Here is a 503-nt window from a genome sequence, read left to right as displayed (position 1 = left end):
GCCCACGGCATAGAGGCCCGGCACGGAGGACTCCAACGGCGTCGGCCCGTGGCCGCCGTCGCCGAGCCACGCGCCGGGCCCGCCCTCCTCGGCGACCTCTGCTCCGGTGATGACGGAACCCCACTGGTCGCGGAGCACCTCGGGCGGCAGCCACTCGGTGTGCGGCCGGGCGCCGATCGTGATGAAGACCGCATCGGCGCGCTGCGGCATCCGCTCGCCCGTGTCGGTGCGCTCGAGCACGACGTGGTCGAGCCGGCCGGGATCGTCGGCGGCGCCCGCGTCGACGACCTTCGTGTGCGTGATCAGGCCCACGCCCGCCGCGTCGAGCTCCTCGATGAGATAGCTCGACATGCTCTCGGCGGCCAGCCGGCGGTCCGGCGGCGCCGATCCGGTCGGCGAACGCCACCACCTCGTCGTGGAGGCCGAGTTCTCCGACCGCGCGACCGGGGCGCGGGTGCTCGCCTCCAACACGCATCTAGATCACCTCTCGACCCCATCGAGGC

Annotated in this window: 1 pseudogene; it reads right to left on the bottom strand. The window is 73.8% G+C overall.

Annotated elements, in window-relative coordinates:
- Window positions 1–351: pseudogene (locus tag GH736_RS24310) on the bottom strand (FAD-dependent oxidoreductase); the annotation flags it as partial.
- Between the last annotated feature and the right edge of the window lie 152 nt (window positions 352–503).

This window comes from Agromyces humi (genome assembly GCF_009720255.1).
Taxonomy (GTDB): domain Bacteria; phylum Actinomycetota; class Actinomycetes; order Actinomycetales; family Microbacteriaceae; genus Agromyces; species Agromyces humi.
This window is presented reverse-complemented; position numbering and strand designations above follow the sequence as displayed.